Raw genomic sequence first — 23,737 nt, 5'->3', positions numbered from 1 at the left:
GCGCATCATGGAACCGGGCGGGCGGACGGGGGCGACACCGCAATACCGGCTCGGGGAAACGCCGTTCGGATCCCGAATGCGGGATGAATTCGAAATCATATTCGATCAATACCATCTACACCTTGATCGCGTCACTGGATCCGCACAAATTCACTCGAACGTGTGTTTGGCGCAACCTTTCGAAAGCAACTACCGTTGTCCTACTAGGGAGAACATCTCGAGAGGGGCCGCCGTGACCACCACCGCCGACAGCGCCACATTGACCGCCCATGACCGCCCCCAGGACCGGCTACGCCCGATGGAAGCGATGAACGACGAGACGCCAAAGCCCGCGCGAGCGCTACCCGGACGACCTCCAGGAATCCGGGCGGACAGTTCCGGACTCACCGACCGCCAAAGGCGCGTCATCGAGGTGATCCGGGATTCCGTCCAGCGGCGCGGATACCCGCCGTCCATGCGCGAGATCGGCCAGGCCGTCGGGCTGTCGAGCACCTCGTCGGTCGCCCATCAGCTCATGGCGCTGGAGCGCAAGGGCTTCCTCCGGCGTGACCCGCACCGGCCCCGCGCGTACGAGGTGCGGGCCTCCGACTCCGCGCAGGCGCAGCCCACGGACACCGCGGGCAAGCCGTCCGCGTCGTACGTCCCCCTGGTGGGCCGGATCGCCGCCGGTGGCCCGATCCTCGCCGAGGAGTCCGTGGAGGACGTGTTCCCGCTCCCCCGCCAGCTGGTGGGCGACGGCGAGCTGTTCGTCCTGAAGGTCGTCGGCGACTCGATGATCGAGGCCGCCATCTGCGACGGCGACTGGGTGACCGTGCGCCGTCAGCCGGTCGCGGAGAACGGCGACATCGTCGCGGCGATGATCGAGGGAGAGGCCACGGTCAAGCGCTTCAAGCGCGAGGACGGGCATGTGTGGCTGATGCCGCACAACGCCGCGTACCAGCCCATCGCCGGTGACGAGGCGACCATCCTCGGCAAGGTGGTGGCGGTGCTGCGCCGGGTCTGAGCCAAGGACCCGCCCGTGACCGGGCCCCGGAACCTCTGCGCCGGTTCCGGGGCCCCGTTGTGTGCCGGGGCTGCCGTCCTGCTCTGCCGGGGGTGCCTGAGGGCGTCACTCGGCCGCCGAGGCGGCGGCGTCGATGGCGGCCAGCGAACGGCGGACCTGGTTGCGGTCGGTCGTCTGCCAGAAGTCCGGCATCGAGGCCTTGATGAAGCCGCCGTAGCGGGCCGTCACCAGCCGGGGGTCGAGGACGGCGACGACCCCCCGGTCCCCGGAGGCCCGCACCAGCCGGCCGGCGCCCTGCGCCATGAGCAGGGCCGCGTGCGTGGCGGCGACCGCCATGAAACCGTTGCCGCCCCTGTCCTCCACCGCCTTCTGGCGCGCGCTCATCAGCGGGTCGTCCGGGCGGGGGAACGGGATCCGGTCCATGACGACCAACTGGCAGTTCGGCCCGGGCACGTCCACGCCCTGCCAGAGCGAGAGGGTGCCGAACAGGCACGTGCGGGCGTCCGAGGCGAAGCGGCGGATCAGCTCGCCCAGGGTCTCCTCGCCCTGCAGCAGGACCGGGTGGTCGATGCGGCCGCGCAGCGCCTCCGCGGCGCCCTGGGCCGCACGCATGGACGAGAACAGCCCGAGCGTACGGCCGCCCGCGGCCTCGATCAGCTCCGCGAGCTCGTCCAGCATGTCCTCGCGGCCGCTGTCCCGGCCGGGCTGCGACAGATGACGGGCGACGTAGAGGATGCCCTGCCGGGGGTAGTCGAAGGGCGAGCCGACGTCGACGCCCTTCCACACCGGCGGCTCCTCCTCGCCCTCGGCGGCCACGGTGCCCTCCGGGGCCAGCCCGAGCGAGGCCGCGACCCCGTTGAAGTCGCCGCCGAGCCGCAGTGTGGCCGAGGTCAGGACGACGGAGCGCTCGGTGAACAGCTTCTCCCGCAGCAGTCCGGAGACGCTGAGCGGGGCGACCCGCAACGAGGCGCCGAAGCGGTCGTGGCGCTCGTACCAGACGACGTCGTACTCGGAGCCGTCCACGATGCGCTCGGCGACCTCGTGGACGTTCTCCGTGGCGGCGAGGGCCATCTTCCGCACGGCGTCCTCGTCCTGCACGGAGCGGTCACGGGTCTCGCCGAGCGAGGTGATGACCTGGCGGCAGGCGTCGCGCAGCGCCATGAGGGCGTAGCGCAGATCCTCGGGCAGCTCCTCCAGACGCCCGGGGAGGGCCAGCTCCATGAGCCGCTCGAAGCCCTCCGACGCGCTCATCAGGGCGTCCGCGGCCTTCTCGTTGACCAGCTTGGCGGCAAGCTTCACCGTCCGGTTGACCCTGCCGGGGGTGAGCTCGCCCGTGGCGACCCCGGTGACGCGCGAGACCAGTTCATGGGCCTCGTCGACGACGAGCACCTCGTGGCCGGGCAGGACGGGCGCGCCCTCCAGGGCGTCGATGGCCAGCAGCGCGTGGTTGGTGACCACGACGTCGGCGAGCTTGGCGCGCTCGCGCGCCGCCTCCGCGAAGCACTCGGCGCCGTACGCGCAGCGCGAGGCGCCCAGGCACTCGCGGGAGGTCACCGAGACCTGCTGCCAGGCGCGGTCGGAGACGCCGGGGGTCAGGTCGTCGCGGTCGCCGCTCTCCGTCTCGTCCGACCAGTCGCGCAGCCGGAGCAGGTCCTGGCCGAGCTTGCTGGTCGGCGCCGCGGCCTCGAACTGGTCGAAGAGCCCGTCGCCCTCGTCCTGCGGCACGCCCTCGTGGAGCCGGTGCAGGCACAGGTAGTTGGAGCGGCCCTTGAGCATCGCGAACTGCGGCTCGCGGCGCAGCAGCGGCTGCAGCGCGGTGACGGTGCGCGGCAGGTCGCGCTCGACGAGCTGGCGCTGCAGGGCCAAGGTCGCGGTGGCCACCACGACGCGTTCGCCCTGCGCCAGCGCGGGCACCAGGTAGCCCAGCGACTTGCCGGTTCCGGTACCGGCCTGGACGAGCAGGTGGGAGCCGCTGTCGACGGCTTCGGCGACGGCTTCGGCCATGGTGACCTGGCCGGGGCGCTCCACCCCGCCGACCGCGGTCACGGCGGCGTGGAGGAGGTCGGTGAGGGCGGGCTTCGCGGGCTGTGTCATAGGGCATCCAGCCTACGGGGCGGCACTGACACCTTGGTCGCCACCGAACGTACCGGGGAGCCGCCCGCGGGCGCGGCCGGTCACAGGACGTGACGCAGCGCGCGGTCGCGGACCAGCAGCGCGGCCCGCTTGCCGGGCAGCTCGACCTCCGCGGAGAAGCGGAAGCCCGCGGCGAGGAAGGCGGCCACGGACGGGGTGTTGCGCAGGTCGGGCTCGGCGATCACCCGGGTGCACCGGGGGCGCTGCCGCAGGACGTGGTCGGCGACGGCCCGCAGGAGGGTGCCGCCGAGGCCGCGGGCCCGGTCGGCGACGGGACCGATGAGCAGGTGGATCCCGGTGTCGTGGGGGCGGGCCGGGTAGTAGCGGGCCACCGCGTCGAGGTCGGCGCGGTACACCTCCCAGTAGCTCATGGGTACCCCGTCGAGGACCCCGACGCAGGGCATGCTGCGCCCGTCGCCGTCGAGCTGGGCGCGCAGGTGCCGCTCGGCGACCTCGGGCCGGCCGGCGAGGTCCCAGAACTCCGCGACGGCGGGGTCGTTCATCCAGTGGGTGATGACCGGGAGGTCGCGCTCGGGGCGTACGGGGACGAGCTGGAAGGTGCCCGCGGGGGTGCCGACCGGGCCCCAGTCGGCGACGCCGTCGAGGAGGTCGTCGAGCGGGGCCGGGCCGCCGGCGCGGTCGGCGGCGGTGACGTCCTCGTCGAGGAGGGCGCGGAGCTCGGGGGGCAGTTCCAGGTCGAGGGTGTCGTCGGCGTTCCCGGCACCGGGGTCCCGGGGGCAGGCGGTCGCGGGCGGGCACACGGGGGCGCGGGTGGGGTCGGCGGTCGCCACGGTGGTCGCGGCCTCCTCTCGTCAGGCGGTGAGGGGGTTGGGGACGGTCACGTAGACGGACTGGGTGTCGACGGGGCCGGCCAGCTCGTCCATCCCGTGCAGCCGCGTGAGGAGGTTGGCCTTGCAGCGCAGCCCGGGTTCCTCCAGCAGCCGTGCGGGCAGGCCGGAGCGGCCGGTGCGGGCGGCCTGCTCCAGGAAGCGGCGCAGGGCGGCGAGGAGCACCCGTTCGTCGGCGAGGCGCTGGGAGCCGAGGGCGCCGACCAGGCCGAGGACGTTGTTGACGCCGAGGTAGTAGGCGAAGCGCTCGTCCGCCACGGCGTCGGCCACGAAGGTGTCGCTGCTCCCGCCGGCCCCGGGCAGCAGCGCGGTGAGCCCGGCGCGCGCGGACTCGCGGAAGTAGTAGCCCTGGTTGTCGCGGTGGCGGCCGCCGGCCGGCAAGCCGTGGGCGTCGAGGACGACCAGGGTGTTCTGCTGGTGGGCCTCCAGGGCGATGCCCGCCTCGCCGTCCAGCCACAGCACCGGCCGGACCACGGCGTCCAGGTAGCGCAGGAACCACTCGGTGGCGACGGCCGCCACCGGCCGTCCGGTACGGGAGGCGAGCCGGGCCAGCAGTTCGCCGAGCCGGGACCGCAGGGCGCCCCCGTCCGGTGCGGGGCGCAGGGCCGTGATCCCGGCGAGGCAGTGCACCTCGTCGCCGGGGCCGAAGGGGTTGTGCCGCAGGACGACGTCGAGGCCGGGTACGGGGGCGTCGGTGCCGACGGCCAGCCAGGCGGGGTCGCGGACGATGTCGAACCCGGGGTGCGCGGCGTGCCAGCGCGCGGCGAGGCCGGCCCGCAGCAGCCGGTGCACCTCGACGCCGCGGTGGAGTTCCTTGCGGAGGTTCTCGCGGCGGGAGTTGGTGATCCGCAGGGCGAGCGAGAGCTTGAGCATCGCGGGGGTGCCGTGGCGGAACACCGTGCGCAGCGAGGACGTGGGGTGCCAGGGGTCGCCCGCGGCGCCGAGGTCGTGGAGCAGCCCGGCCTCCAGCAGTGCGCGCACCGCCGGGCGGTGGGCGACCTCGCGGGCCTGCCAGGGGTGGAGCGGCAGGGCCACGGTGCCGGCGGGGAGCCGCCGGGCGAGTTCCGGTCCGGCGAGGGCCGCCAGCAGGTGCTCGGCGGGGACCGGGCGGCCGCGTTCGGTCCAGGCGGAGTCGGTGGCCAGCAGCGAGCGGTGCACGGACAGCCAGTGCAGGGCGAAGGCCCCGCGCGTTTCCGGGGCGTAGACCACGGCCTCGGCCTCGGTGAGTCCTTCCCGGCCCTTGGGCGCGGGGTGGAGCGGGTGGCCCAGGACGAGGGCCTGCTCGGAGTCGAGGAAGGGATGGGTTCCCCGGGGGGCGGCTGGGCGGGCGCGGCGTGCGGAGAGGAAGACGGCGGTCTGGCGTACGGAGTCGGCGACCCGCGCGACGAGGCAGGGACCGTCCGGGCCGGCCGCGGCGGCCTCCCGTGCGAGCAGCGCGGCGAGGGTGACGGCGTCCAGTGGGGCGCCCCCGGCGGCGGGCCGTGGGGCGCCGAGGCGGTGGTGGCCGACGGCCGACCAGTGGAGGACCGGGACGAGGAGTTCCGCGCCGCTCGCGGGCAGCGGCACGCGCAGGGTGCCGCCGTCGGGCTCCGGCGGCAGCCCCGTCTCGCGGACCCAGCAGCGCAGCAGGGCCTCCGTGCCGGCGGCGTCGGCGGCGGCCCACGGATCCGCCTGCTCCAGCGGGTCGGCGCCGGGCGACGGGGTGGACGGTCCGGGCCGCCCGGCGTGGCCCGGCGGTTCGGCCGCGGCGGCGCGCTGCTGGGGGACGGCCGCGGTGGCTTCGTCGCCGGGACGTACGGTCATCGCTTCGCTCCGTGAGGGGTCGGCGCCCGGTGGGATCCGCCCCGGGGCGGGGCCGGCGGGCGCAAGGTCACGCCCGGACGGCCGTCGCCGCGACGAGGGCGTCGGCGAGGCGGTCGAGGACGGCTTCTGACTGTTCTTCGGTGATCGTCAGCGGGGGCAGCAGCCGGATCACGGCGGCGTCGCGGCCGCCGAGTTCGACGATGAGGCCACGCTCGAGGGCGGCCCGACGGACGGCCGCCGCGAGGCGGGGCGCGGTCGGGGGGACGCCCCGGGGGCCGGGGGCGGCGTCCGGGTCGACGAGTTCGACGCCCAGCATGAGGCCGCGGCCGCGGACGTCGCCGACGCAGGGGTGCTCCGCGGCCAGGGCCCGCAGCCGGGCGAGCATCCGGGCACCGAGCTCGGCGGCGCGCTCGGCGAGGCCGTTGCGCCGCACGTAGGCGAGGGTGGCGGTGCCCGCGGCCATGGCGAGCTGGTTGCCGCGGAAGGTGCCCGCGTGGGCGCCGGGCTGCCAGGAGTCGAGTTCCTCGCGGTAGACGATGACGGCGAGCGGGAGGCTGCCGCCGATCGCCTTGGACAGCACCATCACGTCCGGGACGACGCCGCTGTGCTCGACGGCCCAGAAGGTCCCGGTGCGCCCCACGCCGGTCTGCACCTCGTCGGCGATGAGCGGGATGCCGCGGGCCGCGGTGAGGTCGCGCATCCGCCGCATCCAGGCGTCGGGGGCGGGGATGACGCCGCCCTCGCCCTGGACGGGTTCGAGGAGCATGCCCGCGGGGGGCTGGATGCCGCCCTTGGGGTCGTCGAGCAGGTTCTCCGTCAGGCGGGCGGAGAGTTCGGCGCCGTGTTCCCCGCCGACGCCGAACGGGCAGCGGTAGTCGTACGGGTAGGGGAGCCGGGTGATCCGGGCGTCGGCGGCGCAGGCCGCGCCCCGGACGGCGATGTCCCCGGTGGCGGCGAGGGCGGCGGCGGTCATGCCGTGGTAGCCGCCGGAGAAGGCGAGCAGTCCGCCGCGGCCGGTGGCGGTGCGGACGAGCTTGAGGGCGGCCTCGACCGCGTCGGTGCCGGCCGGGCCGCAGAACTGGATGCGTCCGCGGTCGGCGAGTTCGCGCGGCAGGGTCTCGAAGAGCGCGGTGGTGAAGGCGTCCTTGACGGGGGTGGCGAGGTCCAGCACGTGGAGCGGGGCACCGGAGTCGAGGACGGCGCGGATGGCCTCCAGGACGACGGGGTGGTTGTGGCCGAGGGCGAGGGTTCCGGCGCCGGAGAGGCAGTCGAGGTAGCGGCGGCCGTCGGCGCCCTCGACGGTCATGCCGCGGGCGCGCACGGGGACGACGGGCAGCGAGCGGGCGTAGGTGCGGGCGGCGGACTCGCGCGCCGACTGACGCCGCAGGATGCCCTCGGTGTCGTCGAACTCGCCCTCGCGCACCGCCGGTCGGCTCCTGGCGCTCGGCATGGCGGCCACGTGCTCACTCCTCGGTGTCGGCTGCTCCGTCCCCGGAGCTACCAACGACGCACGCGCTTACCGGCAACTGTCTCGGGCCGAGATCCTGGCGAGGAACCGCGGGCGCGGCGCCCGCCGTCCTCCCTTCGAGGGCACGGTGAGGGGTTGCCCTTGAGCGGGCAGACGACATGCTCACAACAGGGGGACCACAACCCATGGCACCGATAAGCCGGTTGGCCGTGGCCGCCGTCGCCGCGGCGCTGCTGGCCGTGACCGCGACCGCCTGCGGCCCGTCCGACGACAACGCCGACGCCAAGCCGAGCCCGACACCCACCGCGACGTCCGGTGACGGCGGCCTCCAACTGCCGACGGCCCTCCCGACCAGCCTCGACGACCTGGACCAGTGGGCCGACGCGCTGAAGAACGGCGGCTGGAAGGACTGGGACAAGGACAAGTGGCTGCGCGACGCGGCCGACTTCATCAACCCCATCATCAAGGACCTCTGGGACGCCGACCGGCTCCGCAACGCCGACGGGACCCCGGACGACGAGCAACGGCCCGACCTGGGGCGGGTGGACGACGGCACCACCGACCGTGAGCCCGCCGCGATCCGGGCGCAGCGCCTTTCGACCCCGTACCACGAGGCCTCCCCGGCGACGGGCAAGCTGCTCTTCGACATGCCCGACGGCCAGGCGGTCTGCTCGGCGACCGTGGTCGGCGACCCGGCCAACCCGGGCCGCAGCAACCTGGTGTGGACGGCGGGGCACTGCGTGCACGCGGGCGCCCAGGGCGGCTGGTACCGCAACATCGTCTTCGTGCCGTCCTTCAACGACACGGGCCTGAGCGGCGCCGCGCTGCGGAGCGCCACCAAGCAGCAGCTCGCCCCGTACGGCACGTGGTGGGCGACGGAGGCGGGGACCTCCCAGCAGTGGATCGACGGGGGCGGGGAGTCCTCGCAGACGAGTTCCGCCTACCCCTACGACTTCGCGGTGCTGAAGGTGACCAACCCGGACTCGGACAAGTCGCTGGAGGAGACGGTCGGGGCGTCGGTGCCGGTCTGGTTCGACGCGCCCACCTCGGCCGGCATCGACTCCATGGACATCCGCGGCTACCCCGCCGCGGCCCCCTTCGACGGCTTCGGATACCAGCAGTACCACTGCTCGGGCGACCCGGTCCGCCTCGCGCTGGACCCGGGGGCGCCGACCATGCACTGGCTCGGCTGCACCATGACGGCGGGCTCCTCCGGCGGCGGCTGGTTCGCCCAGGGGCCCGGCGGAAAGCCGGCCCTGGTCAGCAACACCTCCATCGGCCCGCAGGACAGTCCTCGCTGGCTGGCCGGACCGCACCTGGGCTCCGAGGCCGAGGAGGTCTTCGACGCGATCCGCGGCTGACACCGCCGCCTGACACCAGGGGGGCCCGCACCCCGGCCGGGGTGCGGGCCCTCCTCGTACGTGCGTACCGCCTAGCGGCGCGCGACCAGCGCGAACGGTTCGAGCTCCGCCGCGAGCTCGTCGTGCACCCGCGCCTTGAGCAGGGTGCCCTCGCCGGTGTGCTCCTCGGAGAGCACCTCGCCGTCCGCGTGGACGCGGGCGACGAGCGCACCGCGCGTGTACGGCACCAGGGCCTCGATCTCGACGGCGGGCCTCGGCAGCTCGTCGTCGATCAGGGTGAGCAGCTCCGCGATGCCCCGCCCGGTGCGGGCGGAGACGGCGATGGCGTGCTTCTCGCGGCGCAGCAGGGACTGCAGCAGCACCGGGTCGGCGGCGTCCGCCTTGTTGATCACCACGATCTCCGGCACGTCCAGCGCGCCGACGTCGCGGAAGACCTCGCGCACGGCGGCGAGCTGCTCGTCCGGATTGGGGTGCGAGCCGTCCACCACGTGCAGGATGAGGTCGGCCTCGGCGACCTCCTCCATGGTGGAGCGGAACGCCTCGACCAGGTGGTGCGGCAGGTGCCGCACAAAACCGACGGTGTCGGCCAGGGTGTAGAGCCGGCCGCTCGGGGTCTCCGCCCGGCGCACGGTCGGGTCCAGGGTGGCGAACAGCGCGTTCTCCACCAGGACGCCCGCGCCGGTGAGCCGGTTGAGCAGCGAGGACTTGCCGGCGTTGGTGTAGCCGGCGATCGCCACCGAGGGCACCTTGTGGCGCTTGCGCTCCTGGCGCTTCAGGTCGCGGCTGGTCTTCATCTCCGCGATCTCCCGGCGCATCTTGGCCATCTTCTCGCGGATGCGCCGCCGGTCGGTCTCGATCTTGGTCTCACCGGGACCACGGGTCGCCATGCCGCCGCCCGAGGAGCCGGCGCCACCGCCACCCATCTGCCGGGACAGCGACTGACCCCAGCCTCGCAGCCGCGGCAGCATGTACTGCATCTGCGCGAGCGAGACCTGGGCCTTGCCCTCACGGCTCTTGGCGTGCTGGGCGAAGATGTCGAGGATCAGCGCGGTGCGGTCGACGACCTTGACCTTGACGACGTCCTCGAGGTGGATGAGCTGGCCGGGGCTGAGCTCACCGTCGCAGACCACGGTGTCCGCACCGCTCTCCATGACGATGTCGCGCAGCTCCTGGGCCTTGCCGGAACCGATGTAGGTGGCCGGGTCCGGCTTGTCACGGCGCTGGATGACACCGTCCAGGACGAGGGCGCCGGCGGTCTCGGCGAGGGCGGCGAGCTCCGCGAGGGAGTTCTCGGCGTCCTGGACCGTGCCGTCCGTCCACACCCCGACGAGCACGACCCGCTCCAGGCGGAGCTGGCGGTACTCGACCTCGGTGATGTCCTCGAGCTCGGTGGAGAGGCCCGCGACGCGGCGCAGCGACGCTCGCTCGGAGCGGTCGAACTGGTCGCCGTCACGCTCTCCGTCGATCTCGTGACTCCAGGCGACGTCCTCTTCCATCAGGGCGTCGGCCCGAAGGCTCTCGGGGAGGCGCTGGCGGCTGCGGGCAGAAGAAGAGGAGGAAGAGGAGGTCATTGGATCCTTTGCTCGGAAGATCGACGGGAACGGGGGGCTCTCGCCCCTCGTACGGAGACAACGCCGCACGGACCCGGAGGATTCCCCCGGCCCGGGCACGCCGCCGTCGCCGTACCTAGATGGTCGCACGGTCGTCGCCGCCGGGTCACGCGACTTTCCCCGCCTCGCGCCGGTGCGCGGGACCGTGCACCGGTTTGGCGGGCACGGAGCGCTTCCAGTCGGGGTGGCCGGGCATCGGGGGCGTGGTCGGGCCGTAGAGCCAGGCGCCCAGGAAGCCGCCCAGGTCGCGGCCGGCCATCTCGGAGGCGAGGGCGATGAAGTCCCGGGTGGAGGCGACCCCGTCGCGGTGGCGGGCGACCCAGGCCCGCTCCAGCCGCTGGAAGGCGTCGGTGCCCATCTCCTGGCGCAGCGCGTACAGCACGAGCGCTCCGCCGAAGTAGACGTTGCCGCGGAAGATGCCGAGCTTGCCGTCGGCGCCGGGCGGCTTGGGGGCGGCGGCCGGGCCGCCGTCGCGGCGCAGGCGCGCGTCGGCGCCGTAGGCGGCCTTGGCGAGCTGCTCCAGGGTGAGCTCGTGGTAGTGCTCGGCGGCGTAGCGCCACTGGTACCAGGTGGCGTGCCCCTCGTTGAGCCACAGGTCGGACCAGGTCGCGGGCGAGACGCTGTCGCCGAACCACTGGTGGGCCAGTTCGTGCACCATCACCGGCGCCGCGTCGGCCTCCCGGGACAGCAGCACCCGCCGCTCGAAGAGCGAGAGGGTCTGGGTCTCCAGCTCGAAGCCGGTGACGGTGTCGACGCTGAGGATGCCGTACGTCTCGAAGGGGTACGGGCCGACCTGCTGCTCCATCCACGCGATCTGCCCGGCGGTCATCGCCAGGCGCTTCTCCAGTGTGGCCCGGTCGGGGTCGGCGGAGCCGAAGACGTCGCGCAGCGGGAGGCCGCCGGGGCCGGTGCGGCGCAGCACCGCGGAGCGGCCGATGGAGACCTGGGCGAGTTCGGTGGCCATCACGTGGACGGTGCGGTAGTTCCAGGTCGTCACCGGGCCCTTGCGGACGGCCGTCTCGGGCAGGCCGTTGGCGACGACGGTGAGGTCGTTCGGCGCGGTGACGTGGAAGGCGAAGCGGGCCTTGTCCGAGGGGTGGTCGTTGCAGGGGAAGACGGTGTGGGCGGCGGCTGCCTGGTTGGCCATGGCCAGGCCGTCCTTGGTGCGGATCCAGCCGGTGTCTCCCTTGACCGCGGGGTCGCTGGTGTGGACGACGGTCACCCGCAGGCGGTCGCCGCGCGGTACCGGGACGGCGGGGGTGACGACCAGTTCCTCGCGCCAGGTGGTGAACGCCGCCCGGCGGCCGTTGACCTCGACGGAACGGACGTCGCCGCGGAAGTCGAGGTGGAAGCGGTCGAGGGTGTCCGTGGCGAGCGCGTCGACCCGGGTCACCGTGTCCAGGGGCCGGTCGTTGCCGCGGTAGGTGAACGAGATGTCGTAGTCGTAGACGTCGTACCCGGGGTTGCCGAGTTCGGGGTAGAGCCGGTCACCGAGCCCCGCGGGCGTCGCGTCCCCGGGCAGTCCGGCCGCGGTGAGCGCCACCACGGCCGCCGCGGTGACGGTGGCACGGCGCGCAAAGGATCCGATCATGGGATACCGGTATCAGCGCACCCTGCCCGTCCGACGGCGGCACGTCAGCACCCCACCCGATCGGGTACTCCTCTACGGCTGCGCGGCGGCCACGGTCTCCTGGGCGCGGTACACGTCGTACACACCGGGGACGGCGCGCATGGCGCGCATGAGGGCGGGCAGCGCTTCCGGGTCCGGCAGTTCGACGGTGTAGGTGTGGCGTACGCGGTGCTCCTGCGGCGGCTCCACGGCGGCGTAGACGATGGCGACGCCCTGGGTGGCGATCACCTCGGTGAGGTCGGCGAGCAGCCGGGGCCTGCCGAGCGCCTCGGCGTAGAGGGTGGCCCGGTGGCCGGTGACGGGGGCGTCGGAGCGCCAGTGGACGGCGACCCTGGCGCGGCCCGAGGCGGCCATGCGCGCGGCGACGGGACACTCGCTGCGGTGCACGGCGACGGTGCCGCCGCGGATGGGGAAGCCGGTGATCCCGTCGGGCGGCACGGGCGTGCAGCAGCGGGCCATGCGGACGGCGGTCCCGGGCGGGTCGGTGTCCGCGAGCGGTTCGGCGGCCCTGCGGGCGGCCGTCGCGGCGGCGCGGACGGCGGGGGCGGCCGGCTCCTCCTCGGCGGTGGCCGCCGGGTGGGCCTCCAGCCAGCGGGCGATGGCGATCCGGGCGGACGGGGTGCGGGCGTGCTCCAGCCACTCGGGCGAAGGCCCGTACCCGTCCCCGTCGGTGGCCTCGGTCATCAGGAGCTGGACGGTGTCGCCGTCCCGCAGGACCGTGCCGAGCGGCGCGAGCCGCCCGTTGACCCGCACCCCGACGCAGGAGTGGGCGCCCTCGCCGTGCAGCGCGTACGCGGCGTCGGTACAGGTGGCACCGTCGGGCAGGCCCACGGTGCCGCCGTCGGCGGAGAAGACGGTGATCTCGCGGTCCTGGGCGAGCTCGTCGCGCAGGGTGCTCCAGAAGAAGTCCGGGTCGGGGGCCTCGCGCTGCCACTCCAGCAACCGGGCCAGCCAGCCGGGGCGCGTGGGGTCGACGCGCTCGCCCTCGTCGGAGTCCGCTGCCTCGGCGGTGGCGTACGGGTTGCCGAGCGCGATGACCCCGGCCTCGGCGGCGTGGTGCATCTGCCGTGTGCGGATGAGGACTTCGGTGATGCGGCCCTCGCCGTCGCGGATGGCGGTGTGCAGCGACTGGTACAGGTTGAACTTGGGCGCCGCGATGAAGTCCTTGAACTCCGCGATGACGGGGGTGAAGCAGGTGTGCAGTTCACCGAGGACGGCGTAGCAGTCGGCGTCCTCGGCGACCTGGATCAGCACCCGCCCGAAGTCGCTGCCGCCGGGCTGCGCACCGCCGCGCTTGAGCCGGACCCGGTGCACGGACACCACGTGCCGGGGCCGTACCTCGACCTCGGAGCTGATGCCGGCCTCGCGGAGCACCTTGCGGACGTCCTCGGCGACGGCGCCCAGCGGATCGGGCAGGGCGGCGTGCTCCAGGATGAGTTCGGTGGTGCGCAGGTAGTCCTCGGGGTGGAGGATGGCGAAGACCAGGTCCTCCAGTTCGGTCTTCAGCGCCTGGACGCCGAGGCGTTCGGCGAGCGGGATCAGCACGTCCCGGGTGACCTTGGCGATGCGGGCCTGCTTCTCGGGGCGCATGACGCCGAGGGTGCGCATGTTGTGCAGCCGGTCGGCGAGCTTGATGGACATGACGCGGACGTCGTTGCCGGTGGCGACGAGCATCTTGCGGAAGGTCTCGGGCTCGGCGGCGGCGCCGTAGTCCACCTTCTCCAGCTTGGTGACGCCGTCCACGAGGAAGCGGACCTCCTCGCCGAACTCCTCCCGCACCTGATCGAGCGTCACATCGGTGTCCTCGACGGTGTCGTGGAGCAGCGACGCGGTCAACGTCGTCGTCTCCGCGCCGAGTTCGGCGAGGATCAGGGTCACGGCGAGCGGGTGCGTGATGTACGGCTCCCCGCTCTTGCGCATCTGTCCGCGGTGCGAGGACTCGGCGAGCACGTACGCCGTGTGCAGGATGGCGAGGTCCGCGCCGGGATGTCGGGCACGGTGCACCTTGGCGATGTGCTCGATGGACTCCGGCAGCCGGCCGGCGCGGCCGCCGGGGCCCAGCAGGGCCGCGCGTCCCAGCCGGCGCAGGTCCGCGGCCCGGGGGATGCGCCTGCGTCCTGCGGCCCCCGGGGCGGTCTCCACTGCGTTGTCCGGTCTCATGCGGCACCTCCGGCAGCGTCACCCACCGGCGGGATGGCTTCCGTGCCGGTGCTTGATGCTACCGAGCCCATCACGTGCCGCTGCCACGCTCTCGCCCAGCGTGATCGGCATCACCCGTTCGAGCGAATACCGGGCCCTGGGAGCGGGTATCCTCAGCCGCCGTCGCCGAGCCAGGCCGGATCGATGACGCCTTCGGCGACGATCACGGCGGGACCGGTCATCTCGACGGTGCCGTCGGGACGTTCGGTGATCACCAGGGTGCCGCCCGGCAGGTCGACGCGGTACGTCTCGGGACGGCCGGTGACGGCCGGGTCGCGGCCGTCGCGCCGGGCCGCGGCGACCATGACGGCGCAGGCCCCGGTGCCGCAGGAACGGGTCTCGCCGGAGCCGCGCTCGTGGACCCGCATGGCGACGTGGCGGTCCCCCCGGTCGACGACGAACTCCACGTTCACACCGTCCGGGTAGGCCGCGGCAGGCGCGTGGGCCGGGGGGGCCAGCAGCCTGCCGGCGTCGGCGAGGTCGTCGACGAAAGCGACGGCGTGCGGGTTGCCCATGTTCACGTTGCGGGCGGGCCAGCTGCGCTCGCCGACCGCCACCTCGACCTCGCCGGCGGGAAGCGCGGCGCGGCCCATGTCGACGGTGATGTCGCCGTCCTTGTCGATGTGCACCCGGCGTACGCCGGCGCGGGTCGCCACGGCGACGTCCCCGGCACCGGTGAGACCGGCGCGCCGGAGGTAGTGCGCGAAGACCCGTACGCCGTTGCCGCACATCTCCGCGATGCTGCCGTCGCTGTTGCGGTAGTCCATGAACCACTCGGCCTCGGCGGCCATGGCTGCGGCCTCCGGGTGCTTCGCCGACCGCACGACCCGCAGCACCCCGTCGCCGCCGATCCCGGCACGGCGGTCGCACAGGCGCGCGACGGTCCCCGCGGTCAGGTCGAGGGCCCCGTCGAAGTCGGGGATGATCACGAAGTCGTTCTCCGTGCCGTGCCCCTTGAGGAAGGGCAGGCCCTGCGGTGCTGCGCTGGTCATGCGCCGAGTCTACGGGTCAGCGCAGACGGGCGACCCGCCAGAAGGCGAGCAGCGTCAGCACCACCGTGATCGCCGTGTACAGCGCCACGAAGCGCCAGTCCGGGCGGCGGCCGGAGCCGCGGGCCGGCAGTCCCGGCCAGGTGTAGCCGACCCGGCGGGCTGCCATGATCCCCCAGCCCGCGGAGCAGCAGCCCAGCAGGAGGCCGAGCATCGCGACGACGGCACCGCCGTCGCCGGTCTCGAAGGCCAGCGGGAAGGCGAACATGAGCGAGCCGAGCACGCCTAGGGCGACGATCGGGGCGAGCTGCCACGCGCGCAGGCGCCGCTCGGGACGCAGCTCGCGGAAGGACTGTTCCTCCTCCGCGAGGGTCTGCCCGTCCAGCGGGTCCTCCAGGGGGCCGTCCACCACGAGCCGGTCGCGCGGCTCGAGCTCCTCGCCAGAGGTGCGCTCGGTGTGTTCCGGCTGCGGTCCGTTGCGAGGGCCGGCTTCCATCGCCACGCGCCCTCCCAAGAAGTCCGACACCGTAGCTCCGATGCTCGATGATGGCACGCTCGAAGCGGCGTCAAGTGCCGCTGGGGCGTCCCGATGCCATCACGTGATCAGGCTGTGACCGCCCGACCGGGCGGGGCCGAGCAGGGCGAGCGCCTGGCCGACCAGTTCCTGTCCGCGGCCCGCCAGCCAGTGCACCCGGCCGTCCCGGCGGAACCACGAGTCCTGCCGGCGCGCGAAGCGTTTGGTGGCGCGGACGGTCTCGGCGCGCGCCTCCGCGTCCGTGCACTCCCCGGCCAGCGCGGCCAGCACCTGCTGGTAGCCGAGCGCCCGGGAGGCCGTGCGCCCCTCGCGCAGGCCGGCCGTCTCCAGGGCGGCCACCTCGCCGACCAGTCCGGCCTCCCACATGCGGTCGACCCGCAGCGTGATGCGTTCGTCGAGCTCCGGGCGGGGGACGTCGACCCCGATCTGGACGGTGTCGTACACGGAGTCGTGCCCGGGCAGGTTCGCGGTGAAGGGGCGGCCGGTGATCTCCACGACCTCCAGCGCGCGGACGATCCGCCGGCCGTTGCCGGGCAGGATCGCGCGGGCCGCCTCCGGGTCCACGGCGGCCAGGCGGGCGTGCAGCGGGCCGGAGCCGAGCGTGTCGAGCTCGGCCTCCAGCCGGGCGCGCACCTGCGGGTCGGTGCCGGGGAACTCCAGGGCGTCGATGGCGGCGCGCACGTAGAGCCCCGAGCCGCCGACGAGCACGGGGGTGCGACCGGCGGCCAGCAGCCGGTCGATCTCGGCGCGGGCGAGGCGCTGGTACTCGGCGACGCTGGCGGCCTGGGTGACGTCCCACATGTCGAGCAGGTGGTGGGGCACTCCCTGCCGCTCTTCCTCGGTGAGCTTGGCGGTGCCGATGTCCATGCCGCGGTAGAGCTGCATGGAATCCGCGTTGACCACCTCGCCGTCGAGGGCCTGGGCCAGGGCGACTCCGAGGTCGGACTTGCCGGCCGCGGTGGGGCCGACGACGGCGATCACGTGGGGGACGTCGATTCTCACGTGCACAGTTTCGCAAATTCCGGCGGGGCGGATTTACCCGTGGACGAGTAAGATCTTTACGGGAAAAGGGTCATTTCCGGCAAAGGCATCCACGGGAGACGTGACGCATGAGCTTCAAGGACACGCTGAAGGCCAAGGCCGAGCACGCCAAGGCCAGGGCCGGCGCCAAGGCCGGCGACTTCATGGAGCACCACGGCGAGTCGATCGGCTCCCGCCTGGACAAGGTCGCGCGCACGGTCGACGAGAAGACCAAGCACAAGTACAGCGGGAAGATCCACAAGGGCGTCGACAAGACGAAGGACGCCATGGAGCACCTCAAGGAGGGCGGCTCCAAGGGCACGCCCTGAGGACGGTCCCGGACCCCGGGAACCGGCCGGTCTACGACCAGGCCGCCACGAAGTAGCCGACGCCGTAGGGCGCCTGGTCGTACAGCAGCTGGCCGCCGAGCCCGGCGCCGTCCGCGGCGCCGGCCAGGACCTGCCAGGGGGCGCGGCCGGCCGCCCCCAGTTCGGTGGCCAGCCGTGCGTCAAGGGCCGCCAGCGCCCCGGTGTCGGCGGCACCGAGGGCGCGCGCCACGGACGCGTCGAAGGGCTCGGCCCGCTCGTCGAGGTAGCCGGGAGCCTTGAGCGTGCGCGACGTGGTGCCGTCGCCCATGACCAGCAGCGCCACCCGGTCGGCCAGTCCCGCCAGGCCCTGTCCCAGCTCCAGCATCCTGGCCGCCGGCGCGTGCGCGGGCACGGCGCAGGCGTGCAGGGGCGCGGCGGAACCCGCCTGCGTCAGGAGCCAGGCCGCGAGCGTCAGCGACGGGGCCAGGGGCTCGGGGTCGCTGCCGTCGCCGAGCCGCACCGTCAGGTTGACGCCGTACGGGCGCAGCGAACCCGTGCCGCCGCCTTCCCAGACGTGCGCGGAGTCCGCGGCACCCACCACGACCAGCAGATCGGCGCGCGCGGCGGCCAGCACGGCCAACGCGTCCGCGCAGGCGGCGCGCAGCGGGTCCAGCTCCGGCGCCGCGCCCGACGCGACGTCGGGCACGAGCAGCGGCGGACAGGGGCAGACGGCGGCGGCGACCAGCATGATCGGAACCCTACCGTCCGCCGTCTCAGAAGCCCTCGGGCACGCGGTCCCAGGGCTCGGCCGTGGCGGCGACCTTCGGGTCCTTGCTGTCGCGGACCAGCTCGGCGACCGTGAAACGGCAGATGTAGGTCGTGGTCACACCCTCGTTGACCTGGACGAACCCCTCCCCCGAGCGGTACAGCCAGCTGCGCCGCACGCTGAACGGCTTGCTGGGCCGGTAGGCCAGCGCCGCCTCCTCCAGCTTGCCCAGCGCCTCCTCACGCGTGCCCTCGGCGTGGCCGAGGAGCTCGAACTCCCAGCGCCTGGCGTCGCCGCTGCCCACGGTCTCCTCGGCGAAGAGCCCCCAACGAGCCATCCGTGTCCCCCCTCGTCCCCGCGGTCCCCGCGGTCCCCGCTCCGTCAGTCGCAGCCGCAGCCCGGCGCGGCCGCCGCCGCTGCCGGGACGGGCGCGCCGATCGTTGGCAGGCCCAGCATGACACCCGCGGGCTTGGCCGCCGCGGCCGAGGTACGCCGCTCCCAGGCGTCGCCCGCCGCGGTGCGGCGGACGCCGAAGGCCGGCGCCTCGGCGAGCAGGTGGTGCGGCGCGGCGTAGGTGATCTCCGCCATGACCATGTCGCCGGGGCGGACGGGCTCGGCGGGCGGCGCGAAGTGCACCAGGCGGTTGTCGGGGGCGCGGCCGGACAGGCGGTGCGTGGCGTCGTCCTTGCGGCCCTCGCCCTCGGCGACCAGCACCTCCAGGACGCGGCCGACCTGCTTCTTGTTCTCGGCCCAGGAGATCTCCTCCTGCAGCGCGACCAGCCGCTCGTAGCGCTCCTGGACGACCGCCTTCGGGACCTGCCCCTCCATCTCGGCGGCGGGCGTGCCCGGGCGCTTGGAGTACTGGAAGGTGAAGGCCTGCGCGAAGCGCGCCTCGCGGACCACGTGCAGCGTCTGCTCGAAGTCCTCCTCGGTCTCGCCGGGGAAGCCCACGATGATGTCGGTGGAGATGGCGGCGTCCGGCATGGCCGCGCGCACCTTCTCGATGATGCCGAGGTAGCGGTCCTGCCGGTACGAGCGGCGCATCGCGCGCAGCACGGTGTCGGAGCCGGACTGCAGCGGCATGTGCAGCTGGTGCATCACGTTCGGGGTCTCGGCCATCGCCGCGATCACGTCGTCGGTGAAGTCGCGCGGGTGGGGCGAGGTGAAGCGGACCCGCTCCAGGCCGTCGATCTTCCCGCAGGCGCGCAGCAGTTTGCTGAAAGCCTCTCGGTCGCCGATGTCGGAGCCGTAGGCGTTGACGTTCTGGCCGAGCAGGGTGACCTCGGTGACGCCCTCGGCGACCAGCGCCTCGATCTCGGCGAGGATGTCGCCGGGGCGGCGGTCCTTCTCCTTGCCGCGCAGCGCGGGGACGATGCAGAAGGTGCAGGTGTTGTTGCAGCCGACCGAGATCGACACCCACGCCGCGTAGGCCGACTCGCGCCGGGTCGGCAGCGTGGACGGGAAGGTCTCCAGCGACTCGGCGATCTCGACCTGCGCCTCTTCGGCGATCCTGGCGCGCTCCAGCAGCACGGGGAGGCTGCCGATGTTGTGGGTGCCGAAGACGACGTCGACCCAGGGGGCCTTCTTGACGATCGTGTCCCGGTCCTTCTGCGCCAGGCAGCCGCCGACGGCGATCTGCATGCCCGGGCGGGCGGCCTTCTGCGGTGCCAGGCGGCCGAGGTTGCCGTACAGGCGGTTGTCGGCGTTCTCCCGGACCGCGCAGGTGTTGAAGACGACAACATCTGCGGACACCGTGCCGTCCTCGCCCTTGGGCGCGCGGACGTAGCCGGCCGCCTCCAGGAGGCCTGCCAGCCGCTCGGAGTCGTGGACGTTCATCTGGCACCCGTAGGTGCGGATCTCGTAGCTCTTCACATCCTGCTCTTCACGCTGCACCCATCCAGGGTAAGGGCGCGCCGCGCGCGCTCGTGCCCGCGCCCGCCCCCGCGCGGACGGCACCGCACGGCACCGGACGGCGCCCGCCGCATCAGGTGCCGGTGGCTCGGCGAGGAGGCGGTGGCCGCCCGCCCACGGGACGACGGTGCCCGCGGTGGGCGGCGGGAAGTGGGTGCCGAGCAGCAGGGTGCCCGTACCCGCGTACGCGGTGAGCAGCGCCCGGCGGGTGCGCACGGCCAGGGCCGCGTCGAAGTCGACGGTGCTGGTGATCGCGGGGTCGGCGATCTGCACGGGGTGGTGGAAGCTGTCGCCGGTGACCAGCGCGGACCGCCCGGTGCCGTGCAGCTCCACCGCGACCTGCCCCGGGGTGTGCCCGGGCACACCCAGGAGTCGGATGCCGGGGGCCGCCTCCACGGGGGCGTCGCTGACGTCGGCCAGGTCGAGCAGTCCGGCGTCGCGGACCGGCAGCACCGAGTCGCGGAAGACCTGCCGGTGGTCGTCGTCCAGGTCCGTGCCCGCCCAGTGGTCCCATTCGGCACGGGAGACCAGGTAACGGGCGCGGGGGAAGGCGGGCACCCAGGTGCCGCCGTCGTCACGGGTGTTCCAGCCGACGTGGTCGGTGTGCAGGTGGGTGAGGATCACCAGGTCCACGGCGTGCGGCGGGAAGCCCGCCTCCGCCAGCCGCCGCGGGTGGTCGGTGGCGAGCCGGTGCCACGCGGGGTCCGACCGGGTCTTGCCGTTGCCGATCCCGGTGTCCACCAGGACGCGCAGACCGCCGGCCACCACGGCGAAGGTGTGGGTGGCCGGCCGGAGCGTGCCGTCGGGGGCGGCGAAGTCCGGCCGCAGCCACGGCGCCCCCGCCACCACCCGCGCGGTGGCGGTGGGCAGCAGCCGCCGCCCGGTCGCCGCGGGCAGCGTGGTCTCGTCGACGCGGTGCACGACGAGGTCGCCCACCGTCCGGCTCACCGTGCGTCCCATGCGGGGGCTCCCTTCGTACGGGGTGCGCCCTGGGACGAGTGTTCACCGTGGGGCGGGCCGTCACGTCCGGAATCCGGACGCGGCAGGACGGCGCTGGCCGCCGCGCCGCCGGGCCTGGCACTATCGCGGGGATGGAGTTCCCCCGTATCGGCAGACGCAGGGCCGTGCAGGCCGTGCTGGCGGTGGCGGCGGCGGTCGCGCTGCTGCTGTGGTGGGTGCTGCCCTCGGACGGGCCGTCGTACCCGAAGGACCGGGTCGACTTCGCCACCGGGGTGCGCAACGGCGTCTACGACACGTACGGGAAGCGGCTCCAGCCCTACCTGCACACCGACCTGCCAGGGGTACCGGTGCACCTGGTGCGGTCCGAGGGGTCCGTGGACAACGTCCGGCGGGTCGCGACCGGCAAGGCCGATTTCGCGATCGCCGCGGCCGACGCCGTCGCCGACTACGACGGCCCGGGCGCGGGGCGGCTGCGTGCCTGCGCCCGGCTGTACGACGACTACGTGCAGCTCGTGGTGCCCGCCGACTCGCCCGTGAGGTCGGCGAAGGACCTGCGCGGGCTGCGGGTGGGGATCGGCCAGCCCAGCTCCGGGGTGAACCTGATAGCGCAGCGGCTGCTCGAGGCGGCCGGCCTCGGGGAGCCGGGCGACGTACGGCGCCGGACGGTCGGCATCGACCGCGCGCCGGAGATGCTGCGCCAGGGGAAGCTGGACGCGTTCTTCTGGTCGGGCGGACTGCCGACCAAGACCATCGCGAACCTGGCGGAGACCACCGACGTGAAGCTGGTGCAGCTCGGCGACCTGGTGGCCCGGCTGCACGCCGAGAGCGACGAGTCGACGTACTACCGGCAGGCGGTCATGCCGGCGGACGCGTACCCCATGGTCCAGGGCGGCCGCGCGGTGCAGACGATCGCCGTGGCCAACCTGCTGATCACCACGGACCGGACGGACACCGGGCTGGTGGACCGCCTCACCCGCACGGTGATCGACAGCCGTGACCGGATCGGTCAGGAGGTGCACGCCGCCCAGCTGATGGACCTGCGGACGGCGGTCTTCACCGACCCGTTGCGGCTGCACGCCGGCGCCGAGCGCTACTACCGGTCGGTCAAGCCCTAGGGGATCCGGGACCGGTACGGACCATTCCGCCCGACATGTGATCGTTCCCCGCCCCGGGGACGATGTTCATCCCCGTCAGAGCCCCCTAACCTGTAGCGGACCACGTACCGATGGGGGAAGACGCATGAGTACTGGGGGGATGCCGCACACCCTCGTCGACGGCCGCTACGAGCTGCGCCGGCAGTTGGGGCGCGGTGGCATGGGCGTGGTGTGGGAGGCCTACGACAACCGGCTCAGCCGTCAGGTCGCCGTCAAGGAGCTGCTGTTCCGGGGCGCGCTGGACCCGGAGACGCAGGCCCAGTGGGTGGAGCGGGCGCGCCGGGAGGCGCAGGCCATCGCCCGGATCGGGCACGAGCACGTGGTCGCCGTGCACGACGTGATCGAGGCCGACGGCCAGGTCTGGATCGTCATGGAGCAGGTCAACCCGCACTCCCTGGCGGACCAGTTGCGCGAGCAGGGCCGGATCCCGGCGCTGCAGGCGGCGCGGATCGGCCTGGAGGTGCTGCGCGGGCTGCGCGCGGTGCACGCGGCCGGGGTGCTGCACCGCGACGTGAAGCCGCACAACATCCTGTTCCGCCGGGACGGGCGGGCGGTGCTCATGGACTTCGGGATCGCGACCTTCGAGGGCGCGGCCCAGGTGACGCGGGTGCACGAGACCGTCGGCACCCCGCAGTACCTGGCACCGGAGCTGGCCAACAGGCTGGCGCCCACGCCCGCCTCCGACCTGTGGTCGCTGGGCGTCACGCTCTACGAGATGGTCGAGGGCCGGGCCCCCTTCCGCGGCCCGACGCCGTACGAGGTGCTGGAGGCCGTCCGCACGGCCGAGGTGCCGCCGACGGCGCACGCGGGGCCGCTGCGCCCGCTGATCGACGGGCTGCTGGTCAAGGAGCCGGGGGCGCGGCTGTCAGCGGAGCGCACCGAGCAGTTGCTGCAGCACGTGGCGCAGGAGACCCCGCAGTTCCCGGTCGGCGTCTACCCGGACTACGACCCGGACGCCACGCGGACGGACGGGTCCGGCGGCGCCGCACAGCAGGTTCCCGACTCCGTGACCCCGCCGCAGGATCCGCAGCCCCCGCGACCGCGCCCCTCCCGGCGACGCTGGTACACGCTGGCGGCGGGCGGGGTCGCGCTCGCGGTCCTGGCCGCGGCCGGGTGGTTCGCCGTCGACCGGCTCGGGGACGACGGCCCCGATCTCTCCTCCTCCCCGACCTACCGGACGGCGCGTGACCGCGGCTACCTCGTGGTCGGCGTCAAGAAGGACCAGCCGGGCCTCAGTGAGGCCTCCAGCGCCGCCAAGGACGGCTACGAGGGGTTCGACATCGACCTGGCGAGGGCCATCGCCCGGCATCTGGGCTTCGACAAGGTGCAGTTCACGGTCGTGGACACCCAGTCGCGCGAGTACTTCCTGCGCGCCGGGTACGTCGACTTCATAGTGGCGAGCTACTCCATCACGGAGGAACGCAAGAAGTCCGTCGACTTCGCGGGCCCCTACTACCAGGCCGGCCAGGACTTCCTCGTCCGCAAGGACGCCCCCGTCCACAGCGTGCAGGACCTGTTCGGCCGTCATGTCTGCACCGTCACCGACTCGACGCCCGCCGAGCGGCTCCGCAAGGAGTACCCGCAGATACGGACCGAGCAGCAGACCTCGTACGGGCTGTGCGTCGACCAGCTGCTGGCGGGGAAGGTCGACGCCGTCTCCACCGACGACATCATCCTGGCCGGTTACCGCGCCCAGCACACCGGGCAACTGCGGCTGCTGGGCGTCCCCTTCGGGACCGAGGAGTACGGCGTGGGGCTGGCCCAGAACGAGCCCGAGCTGAAGCACGCCATATGCGACGCCATCAAGGACGAGATCTCCTCCGGGGCCTGGCGCGCCTCGTACGTCAAGCACCTCAAGCCGCTGGCCTCCCAGGAGGTGGCGGACCAGCGGCCGAGGCTGGACGAAATGAGCGAGTGCGACTAGGGCCGGGGCCCGCGCGGCCCGGGGGGGGGGCCGGGGCCCCCCCCGGGGGCCCGGGCGACCGGGGGTGGACCCCCCGCGGGGGGGGGGGGGCCCCCGGGGCCCCCCCCCCCCCCCC

18 protein-coding genes and 1 pseudogene are annotated in these 23,737 nt (G+C 73.8%); 5 read left to right on the top strand and 14 right to left on the bottom strand.

Going from position 1 to position 23,737, the window contains the following annotated elements:
- Window positions 1–232: 232 nt before the first annotated feature.
- Window positions 233–1,003, top strand: coding sequence for a LexA family protein (gene lexA / locus ACFV3E_RS43465; RefSeq protein ID WP_499514419.1), 771 nt, complete (start codon window positions 233–235; stop codon window positions 1,001–1,003).
- Between the two features lie 105 nt (window positions 1,004–1,108).
- On the opposite strand, the gene ACFV3E_RS43460 is transcribed toward lexA, so the two are convergent.
- The 4 genes from ACFV3E_RS43460 to ACFV3E_RS43445 form a co-directional block, all read right to left on the bottom strand.
- Window positions 1,109–3,097 (bottom strand): ATP-dependent DNA helicase, encoded by a 1,989-nt coding sequence (locus ACFV3E_RS43460; RefSeq protein WP_500541615.1) that lies wholly within the window; start codon window positions 3,095–3,097, stop codon window positions 1,109–1,111.
- An 80-nt stretch (window positions 3,098–3,177) separates the two neighbouring features.
- Window positions 3,178–3,927, bottom strand: a complete 750-nt coding sequence (locus ACFV3E_RS43455) for a GNAT family N-acetyltransferase (protein ID WP_500541613.1) — start codon at window positions 3,925–3,927, stop codon at window positions 3,178–3,180.
- 21 nt (window positions 3,928–3,948) lie between these two features.
- Window positions 3,949–5,787 carry an IucA/IucC family protein gene (locus ACFV3E_RS43450; RefSeq protein ID WP_500541611.1) on the bottom strand — a complete coding sequence of 613 codons (1,839 nt, stop codon included), beginning with the start codon at window positions 5,785–5,787 and terminating at the stop codon, window positions 3,949–3,951.
- A 67-nt stretch (window positions 5,788–5,854) separates the two neighbouring features.
- On the bottom strand, window positions 5,855–7,237 hold the full coding sequence (locus ACFV3E_RS43445; protein WP_500541626.1) for a diaminobutyrate--2-oxoglutarate transaminase family protein: 1,383 nt from the start codon (window positions 7,235–7,237) through the stop codon (window positions 5,855–5,857).
- Window positions 7,238–7,440: 203 nt separating this feature from the next.
- On the opposite strand from ACFV3E_RS43445, the gene ACFV3E_RS43440 reads away from it, so the two are divergent.
- Complete coding sequence (locus ACFV3E_RS43440) at window positions 7,441–8,616, top strand: trypsin-like serine peptidase (protein WP_500541609.1); 1,176 nt, start codon at window positions 7,441–7,443, stop codon at window positions 8,614–8,616.
- Between the two features lie 71 nt (window positions 8,617–8,687).
- Here ACFV3E_RS43440 and hflX read toward each other — a convergent pair whose 3' ends face one another.
- From hflX to miaA, 6 genes are all read right to left on the bottom strand, one after another.
- Entirely contained in the window at window positions 8,688–10,187 is a 1,500-nt protein-coding gene (hflX, locus tag ACFV3E_RS43435) for a GTPase HflX (protein WP_500541607.1), read from the bottom strand.
- 145 nt (window positions 10,188–10,332) lie between these two features.
- Window positions 10,333–11,817, bottom strand: coding sequence for a M1 family metallopeptidase (locus ACFV3E_RS43430; RefSeq protein ID WP_500541605.1), 1,485 nt, complete (start codon window positions 11,815–11,817; stop codon window positions 10,333–10,335).
- A 72-nt stretch (window positions 11,818–11,889) separates the two neighbouring features.
- Window positions 11,890–14,016: a RelA/SpoT family protein gene (locus tag ACFV3E_RS43425; RefSeq protein WP_500541603.1), complete on the bottom strand. Its 2,127-nt coding sequence runs from the start codon at window positions 14,014–14,016 to the stop codon at window positions 11,890–11,892.
- A 152-nt stretch (window positions 14,017–14,168) separates the two neighbouring features.
- Window positions 14,169–15,047, bottom strand: a complete 879-nt coding sequence (dapF, locus tag ACFV3E_RS43420; protein WP_500541601.1) for a diaminopimelate epimerase — start codon at window positions 15,045–15,047, stop codon at window positions 14,169–14,171.
- Between the two features lie 16 nt (window positions 15,048–15,063).
- A complete protein-coding gene (locus ACFV3E_RS43415) occupies window positions 15,064–15,540 on the bottom strand; it encodes a hypothetical protein (protein ID WP_500541624.1) in 477 nt (158 codons plus the stop codon).
- 99 nt (window positions 15,541–15,639) lie between these two features.
- On the bottom strand, window positions 15,640–16,581 hold the full coding sequence (miaA, locus tag ACFV3E_RS43410) for a tRNA (adenosine(37)-N6)-dimethylallyltransferase MiaA (RefSeq protein ID WP_500541599.1): 942 nt from the start codon (window positions 16,579–16,581) through the stop codon (window positions 15,640–15,642).
- Window positions 16,582–16,688: 107 nt separating this feature from the next.
- On the opposite strand from miaA, the gene ACFV3E_RS43405 reads away from it, so the two are divergent.
- A complete protein-coding gene (locus ACFV3E_RS43405; protein ID WP_499514409.1) occupies window positions 16,689–16,928 on the top strand; it encodes an antitoxin in 240 nt (79 codons plus the stop codon).
- A gap of 31 nt (window positions 16,929–16,959) precedes the next feature.
- Here ACFV3E_RS43405 and ACFV3E_RS43400 read toward each other — a convergent pair whose 3' ends face one another.
- The 4 genes and pseudogenes from ACFV3E_RS43400 to ACFV3E_RS43385 all read right to left on the bottom strand — a co-directional run.
- Entirely contained in the window at window positions 16,960–17,655 is a 696-nt protein-coding gene (locus ACFV3E_RS43400) for a class III extradiol ring-cleavage dioxygenase family protein (protein ID WP_500541597.1), read from the bottom strand.
- Between the two features lie 25 nt (window positions 17,656–17,680).
- Entirely contained in the window at window positions 17,681–18,010 is a 330-nt protein-coding gene (locus ACFV3E_RS43395; RefSeq protein ID WP_499514407.1) for a hypothetical protein, read from the bottom strand.
- A 44-nt stretch (window positions 18,011–18,054) separates the two neighbouring features.
- Entirely contained in the window at window positions 18,055–19,545 is a 1,491-nt protein-coding gene (gene miaB, locus ACFV3E_RS43390) for a tRNA (N6-isopentenyl adenosine(37)-C2)-methylthiotransferase MiaB (protein WP_500541622.1), read from the bottom strand.
- A gap of 303 nt (window positions 19,546–19,848) precedes the next feature.
- Window positions 19,849–20,544: pseudogene (locus ACFV3E_RS43385) on the bottom strand (MBL fold metallo-hydrolase); the annotation flags it as partial.
- 131 nt (window positions 20,545–20,675) lie between these two features.
- On the opposite strand from ACFV3E_RS43385, the gene ACFV3E_RS43380 reads away from it, so the two are divergent.
- Complete coding sequence (locus ACFV3E_RS43380) at window positions 20,676–21,659, top strand: TAXI family TRAP transporter solute-binding subunit (protein WP_500541595.1); 984 nt, start codon at window positions 20,676–20,678, stop codon at window positions 21,657–21,659.
- 124 nt (window positions 21,660–21,783) lie between these two features.
- Window positions 21,784–23,622 carry a bifunctional serine/threonine-protein kinase/glutamate ABC transporter substrate-binding protein gene (locus ACFV3E_RS43375; RefSeq protein WP_500541593.1) on the top strand — a complete coding sequence of 613 codons (1,839 nt, stop codon included), beginning with the start codon at window positions 21,784–21,786 and terminating at the stop codon, window positions 23,620–23,622.
- Window positions 23,623–23,737: the final 115 nt, after the last annotated feature.

This window comes from Streptomyces sp. NPDC059718, from assembly GCF_042733315.1.
Lineage (GTDB): Bacteria > Actinomycetota > Actinomycetes > Streptomycetales > Streptomycetaceae > Actinacidiphila.
This window is presented reverse-complemented; position numbering and strand designations above follow the sequence as displayed.